At 71.6% G+C, this 18,705-nt stretch carries 20 protein-coding genes; 7 read left to right on the forward strand and 13 right to left on the reverse strand.

The features are described 5' to 3' along the window. Window positions 1-152: 152 nt before the first annotated feature. Entirely contained in the window at window positions 153-2,045 is a 1,893-nt protein-coding gene (locus ACLQ25_RS03945; protein ID WP_425729123.1) for a DEAD/DEAH box helicase, read from the forward strand. A gap of 108 nt (window positions 2,046-2,153) precedes the next feature. Beyond that, entirely contained in the window at window positions 2,154-2,774 is a 621-nt protein-coding gene (locus ACLQ25_RS03950) for a putative glycolipid-binding domain-containing protein (protein WP_425729221.1), read from the forward strand. A gap of 13 nt (window positions 2,775-2,787) precedes the next feature. On the opposite strand, the gene ACLQ25_RS03955 is transcribed toward ACLQ25_RS03950, so the two are convergent. Both ACLQ25_RS03955 and ACLQ25_RS03960 read right to left on the reverse strand, forming a co-directional pair. After that, on the reverse strand, window positions 2,788-3,879 hold the full coding sequence (locus ACLQ25_RS03955; RefSeq protein WP_425729125.1) for a PLP-dependent cysteine synthase family protein: 1,092 nt from the start codon (window positions 3,877-3,879) through the stop codon (window positions 2,788-2,790). 22 nt (window positions 3,880-3,901) lie between these two features. Beyond that, window positions 3,902-4,360, reverse strand: a complete 459-nt coding sequence (locus ACLQ25_RS03960; RefSeq protein WP_425729127.1) for an Lrp/AsnC family transcriptional regulator — start codon at window positions 4,358-4,360, stop codon at window positions 3,902-3,904. Between the two features lie 269 nt (window positions 4,361-4,629). Here ACLQ25_RS03960 and ACLQ25_RS03965 point away from each other — a divergent pair, with 269 nt between their 5' ends. Then, window positions 4,630-4,896, forward strand: a complete 267-nt coding sequence (locus ACLQ25_RS03965; protein WP_007454516.1) for a BldC family transcriptional regulator — start codon at window positions 4,630-4,632, stop codon at window positions 4,894-4,896. Window positions 4,897-4,967: 71 nt separating this feature from the next. On the opposite strand, the gene ACLQ25_RS03970 is transcribed toward ACLQ25_RS03965, so the two are convergent. After that, entirely contained in the window at window positions 4,968-5,597 is a 630-nt protein-coding gene (locus ACLQ25_RS03970) for a UbiX family flavin prenyltransferase (protein ID WP_425729129.1), read from the reverse strand. Between the two features lie 160 nt (window positions 5,598-5,757). Here ACLQ25_RS03970 and ACLQ25_RS03975 point away from each other — a divergent pair, with 160 nt between their 5' ends. After that, a complete protein-coding gene (locus ACLQ25_RS03975; protein WP_425729131.1) occupies window positions 5,758-6,726 on the forward strand; it encodes a terpene synthase family protein in 969 nt (322 codons plus the stop codon). On the opposite strand, the gene mqnP is transcribed toward ACLQ25_RS03975, so the two are convergent. Together mqnP and ACLQ25_RS03985 are read right to left on the reverse strand one after the other, a co-directional pair. Beyond that, complete coding sequence (mqnP, locus tag ACLQ25_RS03980) at window positions 6,723-7,634, reverse strand: menaquinone biosynthesis prenyltransferase MqnP (protein WP_425729133.1); 912 nt, start codon at window positions 7,632-7,634, stop codon at window positions 6,723-6,725. The genes ACLQ25_RS03975 and mqnP overlap by 4 nt on opposite strands. Next, window positions 7,634-9,091, reverse strand: a complete 1,458-nt coding sequence (locus tag ACLQ25_RS03985; RefSeq protein ID WP_425729135.1) for a menaquinone biosynthesis decarboxylase — start codon at window positions 9,089-9,091, stop codon at window positions 7,634-7,636. The genes mqnP and ACLQ25_RS03985 overlap by 1 nt, the downstream gene beginning before the upstream one ends. A gap of 343 nt (window positions 9,092-9,434) precedes the next feature. On the opposite strand from ACLQ25_RS03985, the gene ACLQ25_RS03990 reads away from it, so the two are divergent. Next, a complete protein-coding gene (locus ACLQ25_RS03990; RefSeq protein ID WP_425729137.1) occupies window positions 9,435-10,253 on the forward strand; it encodes an alpha/beta fold hydrolase in 819 nt (272 codons plus the stop codon). A 19-nt stretch (window positions 10,254-10,272) separates the two neighbouring features. Here ACLQ25_RS03990 and ACLQ25_RS03995 read toward each other — a convergent pair whose 3' ends face one another. From ACLQ25_RS03995 to ACLQ25_RS04005, 3 genes are all read right to left on the reverse strand, one after another. Continuing rightward, window positions 10,273-10,461: a DUF397 domain-containing protein gene (locus tag ACLQ25_RS03995; protein ID WP_425729139.1), complete on the reverse strand. Its 189-nt coding sequence runs from the start codon at window positions 10,459-10,461 to the stop codon at window positions 10,273-10,275. Further along, entirely contained in the window at window positions 10,452-11,231 is a 780-nt protein-coding gene (locus tag ACLQ25_RS04000; protein ID WP_425729222.1) for a helix-turn-helix domain-containing protein, read from the reverse strand. Before ACLQ25_RS04000 ends, ACLQ25_RS03995 begins: the two co-directional genes overlap by 10 nt. Window positions 11,232-11,371: 140 nt before the next feature. Then, the gene (locus ACLQ25_RS04005) at window positions 11,372-11,926 is read right to left on the reverse strand and encodes a carboxymuconolactone decarboxylase family protein (RefSeq protein WP_425729141.1); all 555 of its coding nucleotides are present in this window, start codon (window positions 11,924-11,926) and stop codon (window positions 11,372-11,374) included. A 59-nt stretch (window positions 11,927-11,985) separates the two neighbouring features. On the opposite strand from ACLQ25_RS04005, the gene ACLQ25_RS04010 reads away from it, so the two are divergent. Both ACLQ25_RS04010 and ACLQ25_RS04015 read left to right on the forward strand, forming a co-directional pair. Continuing rightward, a complete protein-coding gene (locus ACLQ25_RS04010) occupies window positions 11,986-12,462 on the forward strand; it encodes a MarR family winged helix-turn-helix transcriptional regulator (RefSeq protein ID WP_425729143.1) in 477 nt (158 codons plus the stop codon). A gap of 129 nt (window positions 12,463-12,591) precedes the next feature. Then, window positions 12,592-13,956 carry a hypothetical protein gene (locus ACLQ25_RS04015; protein WP_425729145.1) on the forward strand — a complete coding sequence of 455 codons (1,365 nt, stop codon included), beginning with the start codon at window positions 12,592-12,594 and terminating at the stop codon, window positions 13,954-13,956. Between the two features lie 69 nt (window positions 13,957-14,025). Here ACLQ25_RS04015 and ccsB read toward each other — a convergent pair whose 3' ends face one another. Genes ccsB through ACLQ25_RS04040 form a run of 5 tightly spaced genes read right to left on the reverse strand, consistent with a single transcriptional unit; the run spans window position 14,026 to window position 18,701 of the window. Further along, complete coding sequence (gene ccsB / locus ACLQ25_RS04020; RefSeq protein ID WP_425729147.1) at window positions 14,026-15,003, reverse strand: c-type cytochrome biogenesis protein CcsB; 978 nt, start codon at window positions 15,001-15,003, stop codon at window positions 14,026-14,028. Next, window positions 15,003-16,658, reverse strand: a complete 1,656-nt coding sequence (gene resB / locus ACLQ25_RS04025) for a cytochrome c biogenesis protein ResB (protein ID WP_425729149.1) — start codon at window positions 16,656-16,658, stop codon at window positions 15,003-15,005. The genes ccsB and resB overlap by 1 nt, the downstream gene beginning before the upstream one ends. Further along, window positions 16,655-17,485: a cytochrome c biogenesis CcdA family protein gene (locus tag ACLQ25_RS04030; RefSeq protein ID WP_425729151.1), complete on the reverse strand. Its 831-nt coding sequence runs from the start codon at window positions 17,483-17,485 to the stop codon at window positions 16,655-16,657. Before ACLQ25_RS04030 ends, resB begins: the two co-directional genes overlap by 4 nt. Next, window positions 17,485-18,054 (reverse strand): TlpA family protein disulfide reductase, encoded by a 570-nt coding sequence (locus tag ACLQ25_RS04035; protein ID WP_425729153.1) that lies wholly within the window; start codon window positions 18,052-18,054, stop codon window positions 17,485-17,487. The genes ACLQ25_RS04030 and ACLQ25_RS04035 overlap by 1 nt, the downstream gene beginning before the upstream one ends. Continuing rightward, complete coding sequence (locus tag ACLQ25_RS04040; RefSeq protein WP_425729155.1) at window positions 18,054-18,701, reverse strand: histidine phosphatase family protein; 648 nt, start codon at window positions 18,699-18,701, stop codon at window positions 18,054-18,056. The genes ACLQ25_RS04035 and ACLQ25_RS04040 overlap by 1 nt, the downstream gene beginning before the upstream one ends. Between the last annotated feature and the right edge of the window lie 4 nt (window positions 18,702-18,705).

The following is an 18,705-nucleotide window of genomic DNA, read 5'->3' on the forward strand; positions in this document are numbered from 1 at the left end:
CATGGGCGATCTTGCGGGCGATCCGGCGGCACAGCCGCGGCAGGCCATCGCGAAGATGCGCCCCGCTTGAAGGGCATTTTTTGACCACCTCTGCTGACCCCAGCACTGTTCCGTCCGTTTTCGATTCCGCCACGGCGGCGGTCGACGCCCCCGTGGCGTCCAACGCCCCCGAGACGATCGACGCCCCCGAGACGTCTGACGCCGTTCCGGCCGAGACCGCCGAGTCGATCGACTTCGCCGGTCTGGGCCTGCCCGAGCCGCTGGTTCGCGCTCTGGCCCGACAGGGCATCACCGCCCCCTTCCCGATCCAGCAGGCCACCGTCCCTGACGCCCTCGCCGGTCGGGACGTGCTCGGTCGTGGGCAGACCGGGTCGGGCAAGACCCTCGCCTTCGGCCTCCCGCTGCTGGCCCGCGTCGCCGCCGGGCGTCCGGCGCGTCCCCTGCGGCCGCGCGCCCTGGTCCTGGTACCGACCCGCGAGCTGGCCATGCAGGTCAACGACGCGCTCCTGCCGTTGGGCAAGGCGCTCAACGTGTTCCTGAAGACCGCCGTCGGCGGCGTTCCGTACGACCGCCAGATCGACGCGCTCCGACGCGGTGTGGAGATCATCGTGGCGACCCCGGGGCGGCTCCGCGACCTGATCGAGCGGGGTATCTGCCAGCTCGACGACGTCGAGGTGACGGTGCTCGACGAGGCCGACCAGATGGCCGACATGGGCTTCCTCCCCGAGGTGACCGAGCTGCTGGCGAAGACGCCGGCCGGTGGTCAGCGCCTGCTCTTCTCCGCCACCCTGGACGGCGACGTCGACGCGCTGGTCAAGCGATTCATGAACGACCCGGTGACCCACTCCACCGCGCCGTCCACCGCCTCGGTGTCCACCATGGACCACCACGTGCTGCTGATCCCGCCGCACGACAAGTTCCCGGTGACCGCCTCGATCGCGGCGCGGGACGGACGGACCATGGTGTTCGCGCGTACGCAGATGGGCGTCGACCGGCTGGTCGAGCAGCTGGCCGCGGTCGGCGTACGGGCCGGTGGGCTGCACGGCGGCAAGACCCAGCGGATGCGGACCAAGACCCTCGCCGAGTTCCGTGAGGGTCGGATGAACGTCCTGGTCGCCACCGACGTGGCGGCCCGGGGTATCCACGTCGACGGGGTCACGCTGGTGCTGCACGTCGACCCGCCGAAGGACCCGAAGGACTACCTGCACCGTGCCGGTCGTACCGCCCGGGCGGGCGAGTCCGGCGCCGTCGCCACGCTGGTGCTGCCCAAGCAGCGCCGTACCACCCTCGCGATGATGGAGAAGGCCGGCGTCGCGCCGGCCGAGGCCCGCGTCCGGGTCGGCGACCCGGTGTTGGCGGAGCTGATCGGTGCCCGCGAGCCCAGCGGCGTTCCGGTTCGTGTCGAGGCGGAGCCGCGCGGCTTCGGTGACCGCTCCGGCGGTGGACGACGGTTCGACGACCGCTCCGGCGGCCCGCGCCGGTTCGGCGACCGTCCGCAGGGCGAGCGCCGCTACGGCGACCGGCCCACCGGCGAGCGCCGCTTCGGCGACCGCCCGCAGGGCGACCGGCAGTACAGCGACCGTCCCCAGGGCGAGCGCCGCTACGGTGACCGGCCCACCGGCGAGCGCCGGTACGCCGACCGGGACAGTCGCGGTTACGGCGACCGCCCGCAGACCGACCGGGCTGACCGACCGGCCGGTGAGCGCCGCTACGGCGGCGACCGGCCGCAGGGCGACCGGCAGTACAGCGACCGTCCCCAGGGCGAGCGCCGCTACGGCGACCGCCCGCAGGGCGACCGCCAGTACGGTGACCGGCCCACCGGCGACCGCCAGTACGGCGACCGTCCGCAGGGCGACCGTCAGTACGGTGACCGGCCCACCGGCGAGCGCCGCTACGGCGACCGGCCGCAGGCCGACCGGGGTGAGCGGCGCTTCGCGGACCGCGACAGCCGGGGCGGCTACCGCTCCGAGGGCCGTGGTCGGGACGACCGGCCGCGTGACGATCGGCGGGGTTTCGGCGGGCGGCCGCCGGCGCGTACCCACTGATTTTCTGATTCACGCCGGACGCCGTCGCGGAGCTTGTGCTCCGCGGCGGCGTTCGCGCATGCGCTGCCGACGGCGTTCGGGTCGCGTAACGTCCGGCTCATGGCGACCATGACCAAGTCGATCTTCTGGTCCCGGACGGACACCGCCGGCAGCGAACATGCCCTGCTCGACGACGGCGACGCGTTGTCGGCGCGCGGCACCCTGCTCGCCGTCGATCCGATTCCGTTCACCGCCCGCTACCGGCTGACGACCGCGCCCGACGGGAGCACCGCCCGGGTCGAGGTCGAGGCCGAGGGTTCGGGTTGGCTCCGGCGCGTGACCCTGGAACGGTCCACGTCCCGTTGGCGGGTCACCACCGCCGAGCAGGGCGACCTGGACGCCGCGCTGGTCGGGGCCGGACACCCGCGGGCCGGCCTGCCCGGCACCGACGACCCGGATCGCCTCGCCGACGCGCTCGACGTCGACCTGAGTGGCTCGCCGCTGTTCAACGCCCTGCCGGTACGCCGGCTCGGGTTGACCGGCGGACCGGCCGACATGCCGCGCCGGATCACGGTCGCGTGGGTGCTGCTGCCGGGCCTGGAGGTGGTGGCGGCCGAGCAGATCTACACCGGGCTCGGTCCGGGCCGGGTACGTTTCGCCAGCGGCACCTTCAAGGCCGACATCGACCTGGACGCCGACGGGTACGTGGTGCGCTATCCCGGCCTGGCCGAACGGATCGACCCCCGCTAAGGGCGCACCCCGCTCAGGCGGGCCAGTGCCCGCTGCTCAGGAAGAGCTCGACGGTCGCGGCGTGCGGCGTCAGGTCGAGGCCCTGGGCGGCGACCCAGTCGTCGGAGTAGTACGTGTCGGCGTACCGGTCACCGGCGTCGCAGATCAGGCTGACCACCGAGCCGGTCCGCCCCTCGGCCAGCATGCCGGCGATGAGGCTGAACGCGCCCCACAGGTTGGTGCCGGTGGAGCCGCCCACCCGGCGACCGAGCGCCGTCGAGCCGGCGCGCATGGCGGCCAGCGAGGCCGCGTCCGGGACCTGGACCATCCGGTCCACGACCGAGGGCAGGAAGGACGCCTCGACCGTGGGCCGGCCGATCCCCTCGATGCGGGAGCCCTTGCCGGTGCGTACGGACCAGTCGGCGGCCACCCAGGCGGGGTAGAAGGCGGAGTTCTCCGGGTCCACGACGCAGAGCTTGGTGGCCAGGCGGCGGTAGCGGGCGTACCGGCCGATGGTGGCGCTGGTGCCACCGGTGCCGGCGCCGACGACGATCCAGGCCGGAATGGGGTGTCGTTCCAGTTCCAACTGTGCGTAGATCGACTCGGCGATGTTGTTGTTACCTCGCCAGTCGGTGGCCCGCTCGGCGTACGTGAACTGGTCCATGAAGTGGCCGCCGGAGTCTTCGGCCAGCCAGCGGGCCTCGACCACCACGCCGGCCGGGTCGTCCACCAGGTGACACCGGCCGCCCTGGAACTCGATCTGCGCGATCTTCTCGGGCGAGGTGGAGGCGGGCATCACCGCGATGAACGGCAGGCCGAGCATGCGGGCGAAGTACGCCTCGGAGACCGCCGTGGAGCCCGAGGACGCCTCGACGATCGTGGTCTGCGGCCCGATCCAGCCGTTGCACAAGCCGTAGAGGAACAGCGATCGGGCCAGCCGGTGCTTCAGCGAGCCGGTCGGGTGGGACGACTCGTCCTTGAGGTAGAGGTCGATTCCCCACGCCCGGGGCAGCGGGAAGGGCAGCAGGTGAGTGTCGGCCGAGCGGTTCGCGTCGGCCTCGACGGCGGCGATCGCCTCGGTCACCCAGCTACGGCTGGCCTCGTCGCACCGGTCGAGATGAGTCACGCCCGGAAACCTAGCAACCAGCTCAGGTGGGCTGCGGACCGACCGCCTGGGGGCGGTTCTCCCACTTGGTGGAGAGGGCGATGGCGGTGCGCGTGGAGGCGACCCCAGGGGTCCGGTTGAGCCGCACGATGAGCTGCTCCAGCTCGGCGATCGTGCCGACCCGGGCCTTGAGCAGGAACGACTCGACGCCCGCCATGAAGTAGCAGGACTCGATCTCGGGCAGCACCCGCAGCGACTCCAGCATGTCGTCGGAGTCCGCCCCGGAGTCCTCGACGATGCCGATGAGCGCGGTGACGCCCAGCCCGATCGTCTCGGGTGCCACGTCCGCCCGGTAGCCCAGCACCACGCCACTGCTCTCCAGCTTGCCGACGCGTTCGTGCACGGCCGGGGCGGAGAGGCCCACCTGCCGGGCCAGCTCGGCGTACGACAGGCGGGCGTTGCCGCGCAGCAGGTCGACGAGGCTCAGGTCGATGGCGTCCACGGAGAGTGACCTTAACGCGTTGGGCGTAACGCGAGGCCTTCGGCATCCGTTGGTCAGAACAGTGAGTAACTGTTCATAAACTGACGGTCTAGGTAGGGGTTGCACCAGTACCATTTACTAACTTCCCAGTCAGTGCATTTTTCGCGTTTGGCGGACAGGCCAGGTCCCTGGTGCTGTAATTGCCATACGTCCCTCATGACGGCTCTGGGCTCGCACCAGCCGGGGGCAGTGTGTTCAGCCAGGGGCTTCGTCGACGCGAGGAGGGGGCTGTGGACACTGGAGATCGCCTGCTGACACCGGGTGAGGTCGCCGCGCTGTTTCGGGTAGACCCGAAGACTGTGACGAGATGGGCGGCGGCCGGCCGGATAGGAAGCATCCGGACTCCAGGCGGGCATCGCCGGTTTCGGGAATCCGAGGTGCGAGCCCTGCTTGAGGGGGAGGGCATGCTGGACGAGGTGGACGAGGTCGGAAAGCCACGCAACGTGGGTCCGGCCGCCTCCACCGGGCCGGGTCCGGCCAACGCCGGCATGTACTGAACTGGTGCGGACAATGTCAGGCGGACCGGACACCCGTCCGGTCCGCGCACCACTGGAACCGAGGTGACGGTTCAGCTCCGGGCCGCGCCGAGTTGGCCCGACCACCGGCGGAACAGGGTGTGTGGCACGCCGAGCGCGTCCAGCACCTTGCCGGCCACGAAGTCGACCAGTTGCTGCGCGCTGGCCGCCGCGCCCGCGCCGTAGAAGCCGGGGCTGGCCGGCAGCACGACCGCGCCGGCGTCGTGCAACGCGATCAGGTGCTCCAGGTGGCTACGGGTCACCGGGGTCTCCCGGGGCACCACCACGACCGGTCGGCGCTCCTTCAGGTTCACCTCTGCGGCACGTTGCAGCAGGTCCTTGGAGAGCCCGATCGCGATGCCGGCGCAGGCTGCGGTGCTGGCGGGTACGACGGCCATCCCGCGTACCCGGTAGGAACCGCTGCTGGGCCCGGCGGCCAGGTCGCCGGCCGGCCAGTGGCGTACGTCCGCTCCGGTCAGGTCGCGGCCCAGCCAGGCCGCGAGGTCGTCGGCCCAGTGCGCGTCGCGGAACGAGCGCCCGGTCTCGTCGAGCAGGGTGAGCCGTGCCGCCCGGGACACGACGAGGTCCACCGGCTCGCCCGCGTCGAGCAGCCCGCCGACGACGGCCGCCGCGTACGGCGTACCGGAGGCCCCGGAGACGCCGACCACCCATGGTTCCCGCATGCCCCCAGCCTGCCTGGTCGACGCCGCGCGCCGCTGGGCACCCCACGATCCGTCGCGCCGCAGCCGTCCGACTTGTCCGGCCGGGTCGGTGGTTGTCCCGCCGACCTGCGATGCTGCCGATGGCGATTCGCACCGGGAGCAGTTCGCACGGGAGGCATCGGTGACGACCGGCGAGGTCCTCTGGGCGCTGCGCGCCGAGTGCCCGATCCCACCCCGGCTCTCGCCGCACGCCGACCGGGTCCAGCAGTGGCTCGTCGACGTCCTGCCCGAGCTGGGCATGCCGCTGGACGACGCCGCGCTGCACCGGCTGGCCCGGGGCGGCTTCGCCCGGTACGCGGGGCGGCTCTACCCGGACGCCAGCGAGGCCGACCTGCGGGTGCTGACGGCCCTCTTCACCTGGTTCTTCCTCGTCGACGACGCCTGCGACGGCCCGCACCGGCTCAGCCCGGCGCAGATCCGGTCGCTGCGCGACGGGACGTTGGCACTGCTGCACGACGGTCCCCGCCTCCGGCACGGTGGGTTGACCGGGCCGCTGCGGCGACTGCTGGTGCTGGCCTGGCGGGAACCGCGCAGACGGATGCCGTCCCGGTGGCGGCTGCGCTTCGCCGACGCGGTGGGCCGGCACCTCGACGGCACCTGGCGGGAGGCGGCCAACAAGGAGGCCGCCGTCCGACCCGGTGTGGACGAGTACGTCGAGTTGCGGCGGGCCACCTCGGCGGCGGAGGTGTCGTATCCGCTGGTGGAGTTCATCGGCGGCCGACCGCTGCCCGATCCCGTCTACCACCATCCGCTGCTGCGCCAGATCGCCCGCACCGGCAACGACCTGCTCTCCTGGTACAACGACCTGGCCTCGCTGGAGAAGGACCGGGCCACCTCGGACGGCCACAACCTGGTGCTGGCGACACAGGCCGAGTGGGGCGTGTCGTCGGACGAGGCGGTACGGCGGGTGGCCGAGCGCTGGCGCGAGTCGATGCGACGGTTCGTGGCGCTCCGCGCCGCCGTGCCGTCGTTCGGGCCGGCGTTGGACGAGGCCGTCACCGACCATCTCGACGGGGTCGCGTACGCCGTGCGCGGCACCATCGACTGGACCCTGGAGAGCGGCCGCTACCCGACGGCCGCCAGACCCTAGGGGCGCAGGCCGAGGCGGATCACCAGGTCGAGCAGTGCGAAGACGAACAGCGCGATGCCGACGAAGCCGTTGGCGGTGAAGAACGCCCGGTTGACCTTACTGAGGTCGGTCGGGCTGACCACCAGGTGCTGGTAGGCGAACGCGACGGCGGTCAGCGCCAGGCCGACCCACCACAGCCAGCCGAACCCGATCAGCGCCCCGAACCACACGAACAGTCCGAAGGTCACCACGTGCGCGAGCGTCGAGGCGTGCAGCGCGAAGCGGCGACCGTACCGGGCGGGCACGCTGTGCACGCCGATCTGCTGGTCGATCTCGGAGTCCTGGCAGGCGTAGATCAGGTCGAAGCCGCCGATCCAGAGCCCGACCGCCGCGCCGAGCACCCAGGCCGGCCCGGAGCCGTCCAGGGTGCCGGTGACCGCGAGCCAGGCGCCGACCGGGCCGACCGCCTGGGCGATGGCGAGGATGGCGTGCGGCCAGTTGGTGAACCGCTTGCCGTACGGGTAGACGACCAGCGGCACCACGGCGAGCGGCGCGAGCACCAGGCAGAGCGGGTTGAGCAGCGCGGCGGCGGCGAGGAACACCACGAGCGCGACGGCCGCGCCGGTCCAGGCCGTCCGCACGCTCACCGCCCCGGTGACCAGTTCCCGTCCGGCGGTACGCGGGTTCCGCGCGTCGATCCGCCGGTCGAGGATGCGGTTGGCGGCCATCGCGAACGTCCGCGCCCCGACCATCGCCACGGTGATCAGCAGCAGGTCGAGCCAGCGAACCCCGCCACCGTCGACCTGCATGGCGGTCAGCGCGGACAGGTACGCGAAGGGGAGCGCGAAGACGGAGTGCTCGATGGTGACGAGCTTGAGGAAGGACTTGACCCGGCCCGGCTTCTCCACGGGTGCGTCGAGGACGGCCATCAGATCCCGTACTCCTTCCAGCGCTTGTCGACCAGGGCGGTGACCTCGGGGGCCATGGTCATCTCCTCCGGCCAGCCACGGGTGTAGCCCTCTGCCGGCAGCTTGCGGGTCGCGTCCACGCCCACCTTGCCACCCCAGAACTGCTGGTACGACGAGTGGTCGAGGTGGTCCACCGGGCCCTCGGTGAGCAGCAGGTCCCGCGCGTAGTCGACGTTGCCGAAGGCGCGGAAGGCCACCTCGTTGTAGTCGTGCACGTCGCAGTCCTCGTCGACGATCACGATGAGCTTGGTGAGCGACATGAGGTGCGCGCCCCAGATCGCGTTCATCACCTTCTGCGCGTGCTTCGGGTAGCGCTTGCGGATCGACACGATCGCACAGTTGTGGAACACCCCGGCGGCCGGCAGGTCGTAGTCGACGATGTCCGGGATCAACAGCTTGAGCAGCGGCTGGAAGATCCGCTCGGTGGCCTTGCCGAGGCCGTGGTCCTCCTGCGGCGGCTTCGAGGTGATGATCGAGTGGTAGACCGGGTTCCGCTGCATCGTCATGGCCTCGATGTGCAGCACCGGGAACGGCTCGACCGGCGTGTAGAAGCCGGTGTGGTCGCCGAACGGCCCCTCGGGCAGCCGCTCGCCGGGCTCCAGGTAGCCCTCCAGCACGATCTGGGCGTGCGCCGGCACCTGCAACGGCACGGTGAGGCAGTCGACCATCTCGACCCGCTCACCGCGCAGGAACCCCGCGAACAGGTACTCGTCGATGTCGCTGGGCAGCGGCGCGCTGGCCGCGTACGAGACGACGGGGTCGCAGCCGATCGCGACCGCGACCGGCAGGCGCTGCCCGAGGCGTTCGGCGACCGCGTGGTGGGCGGTGGAGTCCTTGTGGATCTGCCAGTGCATGCCGAGGGTGTTGCGGCCGTGCTGCTGAAGCCGGTAGAGGCCCAGGTTGCGCTTGCCGGTCTCCGGGTGCTTGGTGTGGGTCAGCCCGTAGTTGTGGAAGATCCCGCCGTCGCCGGGCCACACCTGCAAACCGGGCAGCCGACCCAGGTCGACGTCGTCGCCCCGGTAGACGATCTCCTGGCAGGGCGCGGTCTTGACCTTGCGCGGGGGCACCGACTTGAGCTGCATGACCTTGCCCAGGCCCTCGCGGATGCCGGACCAGCCGACCGGCAGCTCCGGCTTGATCAACGCGCCGATCCGCGCGCCGACCTCGTCCAGCGAGTCGACGCCGAGGGCCATCGCCATCCGCTTCTCGGTGCCGAAGAGGTTGATCGCCACCGGCATCTCACCCCGGGTGGGGTACTCGAAGAGCAGTGCCGGCCCACCGGCACGCACCGTGCGGGTGACCACCTCGCTGATCTCCAGGGTCGGGTCGACGGGGACGTCGACCCGACGCAGCTCCCCCGCGCGCTCCAGCGCCGCGAGGAAGTCCTTGAGATCGGTGTACGGGAAGCCACGAGCCATGTCGCCCAGTCTCCCGCACCGGGTCCGGCGCGGCCCACGCCGGGTGCTGTGACACCCGCGACGGCGCATCCGAGCCCGGCGAGCCCGGCGAGCCCGCCTTGATCCACTCGGGTTGCCGGAAGTCGGGGTGTCCGGCGGCCTGGAATGGCCCGACTTCCTGAAGACCGAGTCGATCAACGTTCGAGCGCCACGTCCGCAGGCATGCGCAGCGCGCGTAGGCATGGCCGTCGTTCGAGCGGGTAGCCGGGCAGGCGGCAGCGGGCGGGGCGGCAGGCGGAGGCGGCGAATGGGCGGGGACCGAGTTCCGGCGGGGTTCACCGAGCAAGGGGCACGGGTCGGTCGGATGACCATGAACTACGTCCGTGGTGGCAGCGGCCCACCGCTGGTGCTGCTGCACGGGTATCCGCAGTGCGCGCACATGTGGCGGCACCTGCTGCCCGAACTGGGGCGTCACTTCGACGTGGTCGCGCCCGACCTACGCGGCTTCGGCGACAGCGACGCCCCGGTCAACGGCTACGACAAGAAGACGGTCGCCGCCGACCTGCACGGGCTCCTCGACCAGCTCGGCATGACGAGTGATATCCGCCTGGTGGGGCACGACCTGGGGACGATGGTGGCGTACGCGTACGCCGCCGCCCATCCTGAGCGGGTGAGCCGGCTGGCGCTCACCGAGGCGCCGATCCCCGACGAGAGCATCTACACGTTCCCCGCGCTCACCGCGGCCGGGCCGGCGGTGTGGAACTTCGGCTTCTTCACGCTCGACAACGGGCTGCCGGAGGAACTGGTCCATGGGCGGGAGTCGCTCTGGGTGGACCGGTTCACCGACGCCCTGATGGTGCACAAGGGCAGCATCGCCGCGGGGGACATCGAGGAGTTCGCCAGCCACCTGCGCGACCCGGCGCACCTGCGGGCGAGCTTCGCCCACTTCCGGGCGTTCGACCGGGACATCGCCGACAACGCGACGTACCGGACCACGAAGCTCACCATGCCGGTGCTGGCCGTCGGCGCGTCGGCCAGCCTCGGCGGCCAGGTCGCCGAGCAGGTGCGCCGGTACGCCGACACTGTTCGCGGCGAGGTGATCGACGACTGCGGGCACTGGCTGTACGAGGAGCGCCCGGACGTGATGCTCGCCCTGCTGCGCGACTTTCTCGGGGCGGCCTGAGCAGGCGCCCCCTGGGGAGTCAGGGGGTGCGGGCCAGCTCGACGAAGGAGCGCCATGCGGCCGGGCTGAAGGTCAGCACGCCGCCGTCGCGGTCCTTCGAATCGCGGACGTGCACCCGGCCGGGCAGGTTGTCGGCGACCTCGACGCAGGCACCAGCGTCGTTGCCGCTGCGGGTGGACTTGCGCCACTGAGCTCCGGTCAGATCCATGGCTTCACGATCTCCTCGAGCAGGTCGATGGACTGCTGCCGGGGCAGCGCGTCGCTGCGCAGACTCTCCCACCTTCCGAGCAGGGTCGCCACCTCGTTGTTCTCGTCGACGGCGGTGCCGCCGGTCTGGTTGTCGAGGAAGCCGAGCCAACTGCCGTCGGCGGTGCGGCCGAGGATGAACGGCCCGAACAGGCCGGCGTGCAGCCCGACCGCCTGCGGCAGCACGTGCACGCGGATGTGGGGGCGGCGGGCGCACGCCACCAGGTGCCGGAGCTGGCCGGCCAGCACCCCGGCGCAGCTCTCGGCGAAGCGTTGCAGGGCGGCCTCGTCGATCACGGCGGTGAGCTGCGGCGGGTGCTCCCGGTCGAGGATCGCCTGTCGCTCCAGCCGGGCCGCCACCAACGCCTCCACCCGCTCGGCGGTGAGCCCCAGGTCGAGCCGGAACACCGCGCGGGCATAGTCGGCGGTCTGCAACAGCCCGGGAACCATCGTCGCCCCGAAGCAGCGCAACTGAGTGGCCACCCGCTCGACCTCCAACCAGGGGCGGAACCACACCGGCTCGCCGTCGCGGCGGCCCAGCTCGCGTAGCGAGACCAGCAGGCCGCCGGTGTCGAGCACCTCGTCGGCCCGGGTCAGGTAGGTCAGGTTGGGCACCGTCGAGCCCAGCTCGACCGCGGACACCATGGACGGTGAGTAGTGCGCCCGTTTGCCGTACTCCTCCTGGCTGAGCCCGGCCGCCAGCCGTGACCGCCGGAGCTGGTCTCTGATCATTTCCGCTGTGGACAGTGTCGCGGTCACCACGCCTCGCCTTCCGCCGTTGAGAAGGGCCACGTCGGCCCGTCTGGCGCAAGGTAGCGAAACCACGACCCTGAGTCAGCCCTCTACCGGCATGTCGCGGTAACGCGGTGTCGTCAGGCGGCGGGTGTCCACGCGTGAGCCGCCAGCGGTGGATCGAGCGGCGCGCGGGTGAGCCGGTTGGCGAAGGTCGAGATCGTGTACGCCCCGACCCCGAACACCACGTCCAGCGCGTGCCGTGGCTCGTGACCGGCGGCCAGGAAGGCGTCGAGATCGTCGTCGGACACCGCGCCCCGGTGGTCGAGGACGGCCAGCGTGAACCGGCGCAGCGCCTCCAACCCCGGCTCGGACAGCGGCGTGCCGGCGCGCAGCGCGGTGATCAGCTCGGCGGTCGCTCCGAGTTGGGTGAGCTTTCCGGTGTGCAGGGCGACGCAGACGTGGCACTCGTAACTGGTGGCGACGGTCAGGACGACCACCTCCTGCTGCAATGGCGTGAGAGCGGTCTGTTCGAAGCCGGCGCTGGCGGCGAGGAAGCCGTTGAGGAGCTGCGGCGAATCGGCCATGAGCGCCACCGGGGCGGGCAGCCAGCCGAAGCGGCCGCGTACTCCCTCGATGGCCCGTCGGGCGGCGGCGGGCGCGGTCTCGGCGGTGTGGGCGGTGAAGACGGACATGGGTGCCTGCCTTAGGATAGTCAACGTGGTTGACGAAATAGTAAACGTGGTTGTCGAACGTGACAACCCCTGAGCCCGCCCGGCCCGGCTTCCAGCTCCCGCTGCTGCTGCTGGCCGGCTTCCGCACGCTAATCGACGACCTGCACGCCGAGTTGGCCCGCGAGGGGCATCCCGACCTGCGCCCGCTGCACGGGTTCGTGCTCCAGGCCGTGGGAATCGACGGCACCACCGCCAGCGAGCTGGGGCAGCGACTGGGCATCTCCAAGCAGGCCGCCGGCAAGACCGTCGACCGGCTGGTCGCCGTCGGCTACCTGGAACGGGTCGACGACCCCGCCGATGCCCGCCGACGGCTGGTCCGGATGACACCGCGCGGCGTCCACGGGCTCCGTCGCTCGGCCGAGATCTTCGATCGGCTACGGGAACGCTGGGCCTCGACCCTGGGCGAGGAGCGCGTGGCCGCCATCGAGGACGACCTGCGCACGATGGCCGCCACCAACTGGTTCCGCCTCGACATGCCGGGCTGGTTCGGCGGCTGACCGTGATCGACAACCGGTGATCACGCCAGAGCCGATCGACGGATCGAAAACTGTCACAGGTGATCTCTAGGATCAGGGTGCCGGTCGGGCTGGAGCGACGCCGATCGGTCCCCCTCACCAAGGAGATCGATGAGATCTGTGCACGTTTCACCGGGCAGGTTCCTGCGCATTCTCACCGCGCTGGTCGTCGGCGGCGCGACGGTCGGTGTGGCCGCCACGCCGGCCCTGGCGCAGGACGATCCCGGCTGGGTCGAGGCCCTGCTCTACGACGCCACCGTCGGCGGCCCGGGCGCTCCCGCTCGGACGTTTCCGCTGACCCTGACCAGCACCGGTGCCACCCAACCCCGGGTGACCCTCGACCTGACCGACCTGGCCGGCATCGCCACCGCGACCTTCCCCACCTCCTGTGTCACCGATGGCACCTCGGTCACCTGCCCGATGCCGGCCGACGCCACCGAGGAGTTCGGCACCGTCACCGGCACCGTGCCAGTCGTGTTCCGGGCCGCGCCCGGGGTGGCCGACGGGGCGACCGGCACCCTCGCCTACACGGCGCTCGGCGAGCAGACCGAGCCGTCCACCCAGCAGGCGACGCTCACCGTGCGGTCCGGGCCCGACCTGCTCGACACGGTCGACGAGTACGTCGACGGCGTCGACGTGGGTGACACGCGCGCCGCCCCGGTGGCCGTGGTCAATGCCGGCGACCAACCGGCCGTCGACCTGCGGCTCACCATGCGCTTCCCGGTCGGCCTCGTCCCGGCCAGCTACCGCAACTGCCGCTACGGCACCGACCAGGTGCTCGCCACCGTGGTCGTCTGCACCGTGCGGGGCACGTTCGCGCCCGGTCAGCGGCACGAGCTGCGCGGCGGGCTCGCCACCACGGTCGGCCCGGCCACCCTCGGCGACAAGCGGATCACCCAGATCGTGGAGCCGCTGGCGACCGCGGGCCCTCTCCCGAGCGGTGTGCGGCTCACGCACCGCGAGAGCGACCAGGCACTGCGGCTCCGGCCGGTCGGAAAGCCGCTCGGCGTGATCGGAGTCGAGGTGGACGGCGTCGGCGGGCAGACCTACCTGCGTGCGGTGCACGGCGCCTTCGACATCGTCGCCCAGGGCGCCGCCGTCACCGGTGCGGTCGGCGACACCGTCCAGGTCACCGTGGGCATCCGGAACGAAGGGCCGGGCGTGCCGGACGGCACGATCTCCGGCGACACGGTCGGCGCGTTCTACTTCACCCCGCCCGCCGGCGTCACCGTGGTGGGCAGCCCGCGCTGCTCGCAGACCGGCAGTGAAGAGGAGGAGAACGGCAACGACGCCCCCAAGACCTGGTACTGCGACGGAGGGAGGGCCGTGTTCACCGCCGGGACCAGCAACACGGTCACCTTCGACCTGCGGATCGACAGCCTCTCCGGGACGCCCGGCGAGGTCCAGCCGTACGGCCGCTACCCGCGGGTGGACGACAACCCGGGCAACGACGTCGCCCCGGTGACCGTGGGCTGACCACACGCGCCCTGACGACGCGGGCCGGTCACGGACGATTCCGTGGCCGGCCCGCGCTGTGTAGTCAGGTCAGTTCAGCCCGCCGTACGAGTGCAGGCCGGTGAAGAAGATGTTCACGCCGAACAGGTTCATCAGCATGGTGAGGAAGCCGAGCACGGCGATCCAGGTGGCCACGTTGCGCTTCACGCTGGGCGTGGCCCGCGCGTGCAGGTAGCCGGCGTAGACCACCCAGGAGATGAAGGCCCAGGTCTCCTTCGGGTCCCAGCCCCACGGCCGACCCCAGGCCGCCTCGGCCCAGATCGCGCCCGCGATCACCGCGAACGTGAAGATCGGGAAGGCGAACGCGTGCAGCGCGAACGTCAGCCGCTCCAGGCTGGCCGCGGCGGGCAGCCGCTTGGCGAGGGTGTACGGGAAGCTCCGCTTGCCCTGCTCGAACCCGTTGCGCATGAGGAAGCCGACGGCCGGCACCGCGCCGAGCAGGAAGATGCCGGACGCGAACACGATGGTCGAGACGTGGATGACGAACCAGTACGAGTTCAGCGCCGGCACCAGCGGCACGATCGGCACGTACAGGACCAGCTCGGCGGTGGCCACCAGCAGCACCATGACGAGGGTGAGGAACAGCCCGAGCTTGCGCAGCGACGGCCGCTTCCAGAGCACCACCAGCCAGGCCGCGACACCGATGAACGTCACCGTGAGCACGAACTCGTACATGTTGCCCCACGGCATGCGGTCTGCCGCGAGACCGCGGGTGACCAGCGCCGCGAGATGCAGTACGGCGGCGAACGCGGTGGCCGCCACCGCGACCAGCCCGGCGATCCGCGCCCGGTTGGCCGAGCCGTCGACGGACGGCGGCACCGGCCCGGGCGGCTCGGCGGTCACGCCGCTGGCACCGCCGACCCCCGCGCCCACCAGCTCACGGGCGGGCGACGCCACAGCGGCCCGGGTACGCGGGTTGCCCAACGCGTACTCGACGGCGTGACTGATCATCGCGATCAGATACGTCAGGATCGCGAAGGTCACCAGATTGTCGGAGAGCGCGGACATCACTCGGTCCCTTCTCGCACACCGGCCGGGCCACCGGATTCGGTGTCGGCACCGGCCCGCTCAGCCGCCCGTTCGTCACCGTTCACGGCGGCGACCAACTGGGCGAACTCGTCGGCGAACCCTGGATAGTCGGTGCGCGGCAACCCACCGGCCTCCATCAAGCTACTACCGCCTGTCGGAGATCCATTAGCGGGGTCAGCCGGCAGCGCCCGGAACCACACCCGGCGACGCCGCCCGAACAGCGAGCCCATCAGCCCGACCAGCAGCACACCGCAGCTCACCAGCAGCGGCGTCGAGCCAGGGTCGTGCCGGACGGAGAGCGTCACGTACCGCTCGGTGCCCAGGAACTCGACGGTGGTGCCGTCGTCAAGCGTCCACTTCTCGCCCTTGCGGAGCAGCTTGCTGCCGACTTCCTTGACCTTGCCGTTGCGCACCTGCCGCTGGTCGAGCTGGTAGACCGAGCCGGGGATGCCGGCGTCCATGCCGAGGTTGCCCCGGTAGGCGACCAGGTTCAGCGCCGGGTTGCGCTCGGTGGGGTATTCGGAGCGGACGAACGGCGGCTGCTGCGGCGCGGTGGGCAGGTAGATGCCGGTGAACGCCATCTGCTCACCCGGCACCCGCTTGCCGGTCGCCGGGTCGACGTTCGCGTCCGGGAAGGCGGCCAGCCCTTCGCTGGTCAGGCCCATGTCGCCGGTCGTCAGGAACGGCTCGTCACTGACCTGGCTGTTGCCGTAGCGGTCGGTGTAGCGGATCACCGGGGCGTACCCGTGGCCGAGCAGGTAGACGCTCGCGTCGGCGAGGCGCAGCGGCGAGTTGACCGAGAAGTCCGCGCCGCGGGTCGGCTCGTCGGGGCCGTCGACGGTCACCCGGGCGTTGAAGAACTCCGGCTGGCCGGACGGCAGGAACCGGGCCTGGAAGTCGTCCAGCCGCAGGCAGAAGCGGGGCAGGTCGGCGCTGTCCACGCGGGGGCCGAGCTTGGCCTCGGCGTACTGCTGGCGGGTGTTGCAGAACGCGTTGTCCGCGCCCGCCACCAGCAGGCGGTTGCCGCTCCACCCGTACCAGGAGCCGAGCGCGACGCCGATCAGCACCGCGATGAGCGAGGTGTGGAACAGCAGGTTGCCGGTCTCCTTGAGGTAGCCCTTCTCGGCGGAGACCTCGTTCCCGCGTACCTCGACCCGCCAACGGCGCTTGCGCAGCACCTCGGCGACGGCGTCCACGCCGCCGGCCGGGGCGGGCAGCGTGGTGTGCTGCGGCAGCCGGGCCATCCGCTTGGGCGCGACCGGTGGCCGGGACCGCAGCGCCCGGAAGTGGTCGCGCAGCCGGGGCGTGATGCAGCCGATCAGCGACGTGAACAGCAGCAGGTAGATGGCGGAGAACCAGACCGAGCCGAAGACCGCGAACGCGCCGATCCGGTCCAGCCGGGGCGCCCAGTCGGGGTGGTCGACGAAGTACTGGTTGACCTTCTCCGGGCTGATCCCGCGCTGCGGCAGCACCGATCCGGGGATCGCGGCGATCGCCAGCAGGAAGAGCAGGATCAGGGCCGTACGCATGCTGGTGAGCTGCCGCCACGAGTTGCGCAGCAGGGCCAGCAGCCGGCTGGGCCGGCGGCCCGGCGCCGGGGCCTCGGCCTCCGGGCGCTCGTCGACGACCGTCATATGCTCACCTCGCCCACCCCGACGGTGGTCTGCAACCAGATCACGAAGCTCTGCCATCCGCCGGTGACCAGCGCCAGGCCGATCAGGATGAGCAGGGCGCCGCCGACCCGGGTGACCCAGCGGCTGTTGCGCCGGATGGCGCGGAAGACCCCGAGCAGGCGCTGGAAGCCCAGCCCGAAGACGACGAACGGTAGCCCCAACCCGAGGCAGTACGCCACGGCGAGCACCACGGCCCGGTCGCTCTGGCCGCTGGTGGCCGCCATGCCCATCACCGCGCCGAGGGTCGGCCCGGTGCACGGCACCCAACTCAGCGCGAAGACCGCGCCGAAGACCGGTGCGCCGAGCAGGCCGGCCGACGGCAGCCGGGAGATCCGGAACTCGCGTTGCAGCGCCGGGATCATCCCCAGGTAGCCCAGGCCGAGCACGATGATCAACACGCCGACGACGATCTCCAACTGCCGCTCGTAGTCGAAGAAGACCCGACCGATGCCGGCGAACAGGATCGCGGTGGCCACGAAGACCACGGTGAAGCCGGCGATGAAGAGCAGCGTCCCGGCGAGCACCCGGCCCTTGACCGCCGCCGCCGGTGCCGTCCGCTCCCGGACCGCGACCCCGCCGCCCGCCTCAGCGCCGTCGGGCGTCGGGGCCGTCGCCGGCCGCCGGCCTTCGAGGTCCGCGCCGGCCAGCCCGGTGACGTACGACAGGTAGCCCGGCACCAGCGGCAGCACGCACGGAGACAGGAAGCTCACCAGGCCGGCGAGCGCCGCCGCGCCGATGGCGAGCACCAGCGGCCCGCTCTGGGCCAGTTCCTTGAACGTCTCGCCCATCAGTTCGACGCCGGCTTCTCGGCCGCTATCTCGTCCACGATCGGCCGCAGCTCGTCCTGGGTCACCGCACGGCGGATCACCGAGGCGACCCGTCCCTCCCGGTCGAGCACCACCGTCGCGGGGACGGTGTTCGGCGGGATGTCGAGGTCGAGCGCCAGTCGGCTGGCCGGGTCGAAGAGGCTCGGATAGGTGACCCGCCCCTGCTCGAACGCCTTGGCCTTGTCCCGCGAATCCTGCACGTTGATGCCGAGGAAGGTCACCCCGGAGCCCTTGGTGGCCTGGTAGACGGCTTCCAGGTCGTCTGCCTCGGCCCGGCAGGGCGCACACCAGGAGCCCCAGAAGTTGACCACCACGACCTGACCCCGGGCCTGGGTGACGTCATAGTTGCCGCCGAGGAGCAGTTCCCCGGCGAGCTTCGGAGGAGCCGAGCGCTGGTCCGGCGCGCACTCGATGATGCCGTCGGAGGTGGTCGAGCAGGCGTTCTCCTGCCCCTTCGCCGACGTACAGCCGGCCAGCGCCAACGTGGCGACGGCGGCGAGCAGACCGGCGGTCCACCTCCGGGTGGTCATCAGGCCCCCTTGGCCGTCCGGGCTGTCGCGGAGAGAGCGACGAGGTGCGCGGCCGGCTCGCTGTAGCCGATGCCCTCCACCTTCGCGCCGTCGAAGTGGAACGAGGTCAGGCTCGCCAGCCCGCACTGCCGCTTACGCGGGTCGTGCCAGAGCCGCTTGCGCTCGACGTGGCGGCGCAGCGTCCAGATCGGGAGCTGGTGCGACACCAGCACCGCCTCGCGTCCCTCGGCGGCCACCCGGGCGGCGTGCACAGCCGCGAACATCCGCTCGGCGATCGCCCGGTACGCCTCACCCCAGGACGGCGTCACCGGGTCGCGCAGCACCCACCAGTTGCGCGGGTCGCGGAACGACCCGTCGCCCGGGGAGACCTTCTTGCCCTCGAACCAGTTGGCGCTCTCGATCAGCCGCTCGTCCACCCCGACCGGCAGCCCGAACTGGGCGGCGATCGGCTCGGCGGTCTGCTGGGCGCGCTCCAACGGGCTGGCCACCACGTGCACGATCTCCCGCTCGGCCAGGCCCTGCGCGGCGGCCTTGGCCATCTGCACGCCCAGCTCGGAGAGGCGGAAACCGGGCAGCCGCCCGTACAGGATCTGGTCGGGGTTGTGCACCTCGCCGTGCCGGAGCACGTGGACCACCGTTTTCGCCACTGTT

Source organism: Micromonospora sp. DT44 (genome assembly GCF_049841635.1).
GTDB lineage: Bacteria > Actinomycetota > Actinomycetes > Mycobacteriales > Micromonosporaceae > Micromonospora.

Coding starts and splice junctions, on each gene's coding strand:
- ACLQ25_RS04030 (WP_425729151.1), bottom strand. CDS start 17,485: ATGGGCGAGACGTTCAAGGAACTGGCCCAGAGCGGGCCGCTGGTGCTC.
- ACLQ25_RS03985 (WP_425729135.1), bottom strand. CDS start 9,091: ATGGCTCGTGGCTTCCCGTACACCGATCTCAAGGACTTCCTCGCGGCG.
- ccsB (WP_425729147.1), bottom strand. CDS start 15,003: ATGTCCGCGCTCTCCGACAATCTGGTGACCTTCGCGATCCTGACGTAT.
- ACLQ25_RS04000 (WP_425729222.1), bottom strand. CDS start 11,231: ATGATCAGAGACCAGCTCCGGCGGTCACGGCTGGCGGCCGGGCTCAGC.
- mqnP (WP_425729133.1), bottom strand. CDS start 7,634: ATGGCCGTCCTCGACGCACCCGTGGAGAAGCCGGGCCGGGTCAAGTCC.
- ACLQ25_RS03990 (WP_425729137.1), top strand. CDS start 9,435: ATGACCATGAACTACGTCCGTGGTGGCAGCGGCCCACCGCTGGTGCTG.
- ACLQ25_RS04015 (WP_425729145.1), top strand. CDS start 12,592: ATGAGATCTGTGCACGTTTCACCGGGCAGGTTCCTGCGCATTCTCACC.
- ACLQ25_RS03950 (WP_425729221.1), top strand. CDS start 2,154: ATGACCAAGTCGATCTTCTGGTCCCGGACGGACACCGCCGGCAGCGAA.
- ACLQ25_RS03995 (WP_425729139.1), bottom strand. CDS start 10,461: ATGGATCTGACCGGAGCTCAGTGGCGCAAGTCCACCCGCAGCGGCAAC.
- ACLQ25_RS04035 (WP_425729153.1), bottom strand. CDS start 18,054: ATGACCACCCGGAGGTGGACCGCCGGTCTGCTCGCCGCCGTCGCCACG.
- ACLQ25_RS04005 (WP_425729141.1), bottom strand. CDS start 11,926: ATGTCCGTCTTCACCGCCCACACCGCCGAGACCGCGCCCGCCGCCGCC.
- ACLQ25_RS03970 (WP_425729129.1), bottom strand. CDS start 5,597: ATGCGGGAACCATGGGTGGTCGGCGTCTCCGGGGCCTCCGGTACGCCG.
- resB (WP_425729149.1), bottom strand. CDS start 16,658: ATGACGGTCGTCGACGAGCGCCCGGAGGCCGAGGCCCCGGCGCCGGGC.